7 protein-coding genes are annotated in these 6089 nt (G+C 57.8%); 3 read left to right on the plus strand and 4 right to left on the minus strand.

The genetic code is table 11. From position 1 onward, the window contains the following. Positions 1 to 257, plus strand: a 257-nt coding sequence (locus tag QJT78_RS47550) for a hypothetical protein (RefSeq protein WP_281460740.1), incomplete at its 5' end; no start/stop codon positions are given. A gap of 198 nt (positions 258 to 455) precedes the next feature. Next, complete coding sequence (locus tag QJT78_RS47555; protein ID WP_028182460.1) at positions 456 to 659, plus strand: cold-shock protein; 204 nt, start codon at positions 456 to 458, stop codon at positions 657 to 659. Between the two features lie 379 nt (positions 660 to 1038). Here QJT78_RS47555 and QJT78_RS47560 read toward each other — a convergent pair whose 3' ends face one another. From QJT78_RS47560 to QJT78_RS47570, 3 genes are all read right to left on the minus strand, one after another. Next, complete coding sequence (locus QJT78_RS47560; protein ID WP_014498624.1) at positions 1039 to 1269, minus strand: hypothetical protein; 231 nt, start codon at positions 1267 to 1269, stop codon at positions 1039 to 1041. Between the two features lie 550 nt (positions 1270 to 1819). Continuing rightward, positions 1820 to 2044: a hypothetical protein gene (locus QJT78_RS47565; RefSeq protein ID WP_154694125.1), complete on the minus strand. Its 225-nt coding sequence runs from the start codon at positions 2042 to 2044 to the stop codon at positions 1820 to 1822. Positions 2045 to 2915: 871 nt separating this feature from the next. Next, entirely contained in the window at positions 2916 to 3200 is a 285-nt protein-coding gene (locus QJT78_RS47570; protein ID WP_011090958.1) for a DUF3892 domain-containing protein, read from the minus strand. 1309 nt (positions 3201 to 4509) lie between these two features. On the opposite strand from QJT78_RS47570, the gene QJT78_RS47575 reads away from it, so the two are divergent. Continuing rightward, the gene (locus QJT78_RS47575; protein WP_157790395.1) at positions 4510 to 4680 is read left to right on the plus strand and encodes a hypothetical protein; all 171 of its coding nucleotides are present in this window, start codon (positions 4510 to 4512) and stop codon (positions 4678 to 4680) included. Positions 4681 to 4753: 73 nt separating this feature from the next. Here the strand turns inward: QJT78_RS47575 and QJT78_RS47580 are convergent, their stop codons facing one another. Beyond that, the gene (locus QJT78_RS47580; protein ID WP_049808068.1) at positions 4754 to 5245 is read right to left on the minus strand and encodes a hypothetical protein; all 492 of its coding nucleotides are present in this window, start codon (positions 5243 to 5245) and stop codon (positions 4754 to 4756) included. Between the last annotated feature and the right edge of the window lie 844 nt (positions 5246 to 6089).

A 6089-nucleotide genomic window follows, 5' to 3' on the forward strand; every position in this document is an offset into this window, starting at 1 on the left:
CCGGCGGCTCTTCTTCGTCATCTTCGCTCCTGATTCGCAGCAAGAATCCTCGCCGCTGTCAGGCAGAAAATCCACTCAAGCTACTGTCCGAATTTGCGGGGCCAGCTCTAGTTGTCGCGTGGCTGCTTGTTGATGCAGGTGACCTGTACGTCTGGCATTTCCCCTCCCGATGTTCTGCATTTCATAGAAAACAACTACAGCGGGAACGTAATAATCAGTTAGTCGCGGAACGCGAGGCCTGGTCCCTCAGCGTGTAGCGCCTCGCAACGAGGTGCGGAGCCACCACGACATTCCCCAGAAGAGATCATCGCGTCGGGACGCGGAGTCGTTATCACCGGAACAATTGAAACGACCTAATCATTCGGGAGTGTGACTCCTAAGCGAGGGGTTACCGCCAGCCTTTCTTTTGTCGAAAGTCGGGAATAGCTTTGGTTTTTTAAAAATGGAGAAGTTAAGTGGCAATGGGGACGGTGAAGTGGTTCAACCCGACGAAGGGGTACGGGTTTATTCAACCGGATTCTGGTGGGAAGGACGTCTTTGTTCACATCTCGGCAGTTGAGAAGGCTGGTTTCACCTCACTTGCAGAGGGAGCTAAGGTTAGCTTCGACGTCGTGAACAATCGCGGAAAAGACTCGGCGGAAAATCTACGAATCGGGTGAAGGACCGCAACGTGCGTTCAACGAAAAAAGGCCGCAGTGGTACGCCGCTGCGGGCGGCCGAGGAGATCGATCGGAATCGGCCGATGGATAAGGCGCTATTGTTCGCGTGGGCGTGCGCTCTAATCCTCTTGGTACTGTTCGTCGCGCTGTACCTTCCTTGGTAGTAAGTTGCCGATGGCGACTCCCGACGGCGCTGCCTGCGATCCGAGACTGATTGCCAAGTACCGCCCTATCCTGGTAGTTGCTCTAGGGCATTCGTCCGGAGGATACGTTGCCCGGTCAGCTTCTCCCTCCCTTGAGGCTGACCGGGCGAAGTTGGCGGCGCGTGATAGGGACAGCGCTTTATCGGTCCCCCCCAAAGCGCCGAGTCACGTGACCGCTAACGTTCCCGCTGTTTAGGTCGCGCGGCTGCCACCGTGAGCCCGGTGTGATCCTTGAGGCTATCGATTACCTTGAGCGCGGCTTCGAGTTCATCTCGAAGACGCTTCGTAATCCGCAGAATGCCGCTCGCGAGCTCCTCGCGGCTGATTTCTGCACCGTGAGCAACTTTTTCTTCGAGGTCGCGTATAGCTTCGTCGATCTTGTGCAGCGAGAATGTGCTAGGCATCATCCGGCTCCGTCCTGATTAAGGGGCCGGCATCCGTCGACCCGCAGCGTAAAAATGCGTCCGCTACACGGTTTAGTAAAGCGGGTGCGTTGCGGGAAAATCTGTCCCCATCTCGCGTCTGAGCGCCTCGAATTCGGATAAGGTCGAAAGAGGGCAATCCGCCAGCGCGTCCATTTTTGAGCAGATAACTTCAACCCGGGATCGCCAATCGGCCAGCTGTTCTTCAGTTCGCTGTGGCGCGTACGTGTCTTCTGCCGGTGTATGGCTTGGCCTACGGACGTAGTCCGTGAATGCTTGGATTGCCGCTACCACTTCGGTCCTAGGCACGGCGGTTACTCCTATGAGCGGAGCCAGCTCGAACATTTGCAGGCCGAGCACTTTGATATGGCATGCACGCGGGGGCGCGACAACCCACTGGTACTGGTAGGTGCTTCCAGTCCTTCTCAGCGATACTCCTTGGTGGCACCAGGGGGGAATTTTGGGCCCCTCGGGAGCAAAGGTGGCCAGCCCTGCCAATCCAAGGGGCGAAGGCTGGCCACCATCGCTTGCGACGTCACCACACAGGGTAGCTACAGGCCAATGGATGCACATATTCGAGCAGCAAATCACGTCCCTGCGGTCCCAAGCGCTTGCGGTGTTTGCAGCCAATCAGGCCAGCGCGGCCGATCAGTCTTTGAGCCAAGCAGATCGCCAAGTCGCGACGTCTAATGCCGAGGAGGCTCGACAGCTTGAAACCCAACCTCGGGCCGAAGGAGGCGCGGAAGATCGCTGCACGCATACGCGCTCTTCTAGGAGAGCCGCGTGTGTGCCAACCGGTTCGGGTGGCATGCCTGTGAGACTTTCGCCAGCGCGCCCGCGCTGCTTGCGGTGTGCGGGTTAGTCATAAAAGGCACTGGGTGCGCTCGCGATAGCTGACGAAAGGGTGACGGACTGTCTTGCTTCAATCACGACCGACAGGCTGCCAGGACTCCAAGTCAGTCTCCGAAAGAGAGACCCCAGCACGGGCAGCATGCTGGGGCGAGACGTTGGGCTGACGCGAGCCAGAAATCGAGCCACGACTCGATCATTATGACCGTGTAAATGTAGAGCAGCATCACGCACCGGTCAAAATCGCACTGCATGACAGTAATCGGCGGTAGGATCTTCGTTCGCGCTTTGAGGTGCAATCCGAGCACACGCGAGAAAACGGCAGTTGCTAATCGCGCATAAGCAAATCTCACGTCCTGAAAAACGACCAAGTTGCTATCGCAACCAAAGGCTGTCCACCGGAAAGAGACGGCTTCGCTCTCCGCAAATGTCCGGTGGTTGGCTAGGTGCGAGAGGTTTTACATCAAGCGACGTAAGGAGATTTGGGAGCAGGTGCAGGCAGAAATGGCCGTTGGAGAAAGTGCGAGAATTTCTCGCACTTTATCGAAGCCGAAACGGGCCGAGGGAATAAACAATTCGCATCTGCAGCAGGCCATCTCCACTGGCGCCGGTGCGGCGAGTCTCCGCGCCGTAGCCGATTGGAACGAGCGCAAATCGTTTGACGAGCGCCGCCGCGCTGGCGGCCCTGAAGCTCCGTGTCGGGATGCGCAGGGCGGCCGGAAGGAAAAAGCGTTAGCTCGCGGAAGGGGGGTCTTAGCCGTGGAGGCCGTCGCTAGTGGGGATCACGGGCACTCAGCCAGTGAAAGAAGATTGTCTGGCTGAACGCCGTCCGCCGTTGTCTTGATGTATTTGTGCCCGTTGTGTTCGGCCACGACCACGCCAGCCATGAGTCCGTCTTCTTCGACATAGAACTCCCATTCGCCGCTTTCAATGTCTCTGATCGTCTGAACGACAGACTGCTTCCATTGACTTCCGTTTGAATATTCACCTCCGACACTTTCAATCCTCTCGTGGGGATTCATCCTGTCGGTCTTATTGATGCAGCGAACGCGTGCGAGTTTAACCACAGGGCTCTCTCCTTCGTGCTGCAAAGGCTGGGTGACCAGTTTAGCGTTCAGTGGCGGCCCAGGCAGCCCAACCAATCCTGGTAGGGGCCCGGGAGGCTTTTCGCCGATACAACGCGAGGGCACCCTGTGGGCCAGCCTGGCACCCGCGGGAAGGGTGGTCAGCGTGTTATGGCAAGGCTGGCCGCCGAAGTTGGTGGCGCATGGTAGGGACAGCGCTTCATTGGTCCGTCGCGAAGCGCGGAGTTATGTCGCCGCTAGCTTCACTGGGCAGCGCGGGCGCGGTAGGGACAGCGTCGGTTACGCATTTCGACGCCGAGTCGCGCCCGCGCTGCTTCTTCCCTTGAGGCTCAGAAGACGGAGCAGCAACGCGCGGCATTCGGCGGCGTTAATGCTTCGGTTGCGACGCCGGATGTATTTCAATTCTCTCGGCCGTCATAACGACGCGCTTCGCAGCGTAGTTGGGGAGGGAGCTTTCGGTCAAGTCAGCTGGGATAATTCGAACATTCTTTCGGCAAGCGGGCAGGTGAGCCATCGCCTGGATCTCCGCGCAGTCGTTCCTCAAGGCTTCCCGTTCTGCCGCAGGTGCGACAGACTTTGCAGAAACAATCGTAACCATTCCGGGCTGAGGTGCAATGCAGTGGTAGCCGTCCATAGCGTAGAGGCACCTCACGTTTCTAAGCTCGATAGGCTGCCCGATGAACCTTGCAGGGGCGGCATAAAGGTCATCTGAATCAACGATCTTGAAATCGTTCGGGCTGAAGTACGAGACGAATTCTCTAATGTTCGCTGTTTCCAGCCCGGGGGCGTCCGCAGCGAGCGCGAGCCGCGTCGAACAGAGTACGATTGTAGCTCCAAGAAGGTGTGTAAGCCTCTTCCGCTTAAGAAAGGTTCGCCCCCGCGCCTTCGGAGTCGGCCTTCCATTTTGAATGATGAATCGACGCAATTTGCTGCAACCTCTCAGCCGTGATGTCTATGGGCGTACCGTCGGAACGTGTTCGGTTAAGGGCATTCCGAGTGAATGATGCGGGTCCACCAATTCGGGTAGGTGCCGAGCGGCCCCTTTCGCGGCGATATCGCTTGGCGGCCGTGAATCAATCGGAGCAACGCGCCGCACCGAGGTCAACTGGTATGACCGAGCGGGCTGACGAGAATCTGTCGAGACAATCCCGAAGAAATAATGATGCGGGCTCATGGCGTTCCGCAGAGGGGGCGGGCGATGGCGCGGGTGCACAGCGGTCCCTCTCAATTTAGACAGGGACGCCCAGGCCTGATGTTGGCACATGATCACCACTGACGGAGGGCCAAAGCTATGCAGCGCTATTATTTCCCGATCATCCACAACGGTCGTTTTCAGCCAGACAGCGATGGCGAGATGTTTGGCCCGGCCGATCTCGCGGGCCAGTACGGCGCCAGTGTTGCGCGGGATATCGGTGGCGATACCTCTCGCAACTCTAAGAGAGTGGGAGCAAAAGCGGCGTAAGCCCGAGGTGGCGGCGCGCATCCTACTAAAGGTTATCGAGAAGAATCCTGACGCTGTTACTGAGGCCCTAGCCTCAGCAGCCTAGGCAAGCCCCTACGGTGGCAGGTTGGTAGCGCTCCTGAGGCGTCTTCCACGATCGCAGGAAATCCAGCGGATCTTGGCTGCCCATGAATTCGCGCGCGAGATTCAAGCGTTCCAGAACCGCGTTTTTCTCGGTCTCAGGCAGGTCGGCTACGCGCTGCTCCACCCCGGAGAGGAATCGCTCAACGTTCATCACGTTTGACCATTGCTGAATGATTTGTCCGAGGTGCTCCTGGCTGTCTTTGATTGACTGCTGTGCGCGGCGCTTATCTTCCGCTCGGTTGTGCCTCTTTTCTGTAGCAAGCTGCTCTATGCGAGTGATCTCTGCCTTTCTGTTGGCTTCTTCTAATCTGGTGGCGATCTCGTTGGCAGCCACTTCCAGCGACTTTACGATTTGCTTCAGGTCCGATCGAAGTGTGGCGTCTTTCGTGTCTTGCCAGGTTGTTGACCAGTTGACGGGGTAGTATGGGGAGTAGGCAACCAATCGGAGGCGGCCAGATGGAAGATCGTGTGGCGTCGACCAGGTGGTGCGGTCTTCTCGATATGAGGTAGGCGGGACGTGGTCCGATTCACGGACGTACCTTCCTCCAACATATCGTAGCAGCACTTCTTCTGACATTTCGACGACAGCCAGTCCGACTGCTGTGCTGCCGATAAAGACAACTGTCGGCGTCTTAGGCGACCATGCACATCCCGGCCCCGCGCTCTGGGGCAGCGCGGCGGCAGACGAGCGATAGCGCCTCCCGGTTAAATTCTTGAAAATGGGGTTATTGCAGACTTCGGACTTGAGGGCGGCCTTCGCTTCGACGGGCTCATGGGCTCCGAACTAGGCCTTGGGGTCTCTCGCTACGGACGGCCGATCGCGGCCGACCCTGCTGAACAAAGGAATCTTTCTCATCAACCGCGAGTTGGGGATAAGCCGCCTTCAGCTCCATTTCAAAGTGCTCTGCTTGTCTGGGGCGGCGCTGTGGGACGCACGCTGAAAATCAGCTAAACGCCTGATTTTGCTGCGCACCCGACACGATTCGAGCGTGTGACCTTTGCCTTCGGAGAGCAATGCTGATCTCCAAGGATACCGCCTGTAACAGCAATTTGAGATGGTGCATGTCCCCGATTTGACCCAACTCCGCCTGCTCGAAGGGAGTGTCCTTGAATTAGGGGTAGACGCCGACAGCCCCGTAAGAGACACCAGTATGAGAAAGGTCGGAGCCCGCTATCTCCCCGCGGGTCACTTCAAATTCCTCCGGGTGTGGTCAGTCAAATTCCTCCACCCGCGAGGCAGGACAAGGGACTGTTAGTTTGAGTTTGTTTCCCGGGCAAGAGCTTCA

It is taken from the genome of Bradyrhizobium sp. Mp27, assembly GCF_029953005.1.
GTDB classification, from domain to species: Bacteria; Pseudomonadota; Alphaproteobacteria; order Rhizobiales; family Xanthobacteraceae; genus Bradyrhizobium; species Bradyrhizobium barranii.

What these genes read in the sequence shown, in the direction of transcription:
- QJT78_RS47560 (WP_014498624.1), bottom strand. Translation starts at nt 1,269, where the DNA reads ATGATGCCTAGCACATTCTCGCTGCACAAGATCGACGAAGCTATACGC.
- QJT78_RS47565 (WP_154694125.1), bottom strand. Translation starts at nt 2,044, where the DNA reads ATGCGTGCAGCGATCTTCCGCGCCTCCTTCGGCCCGAGGTTGGGTTTC.
- QJT78_RS47575 (WP_157790395.1), top strand. Translation starts at nt 4,510, where the DNA reads ATGCAGCGCTATTATTTCCCGATCATCCACAACGGTCGTTTTCAGCCA.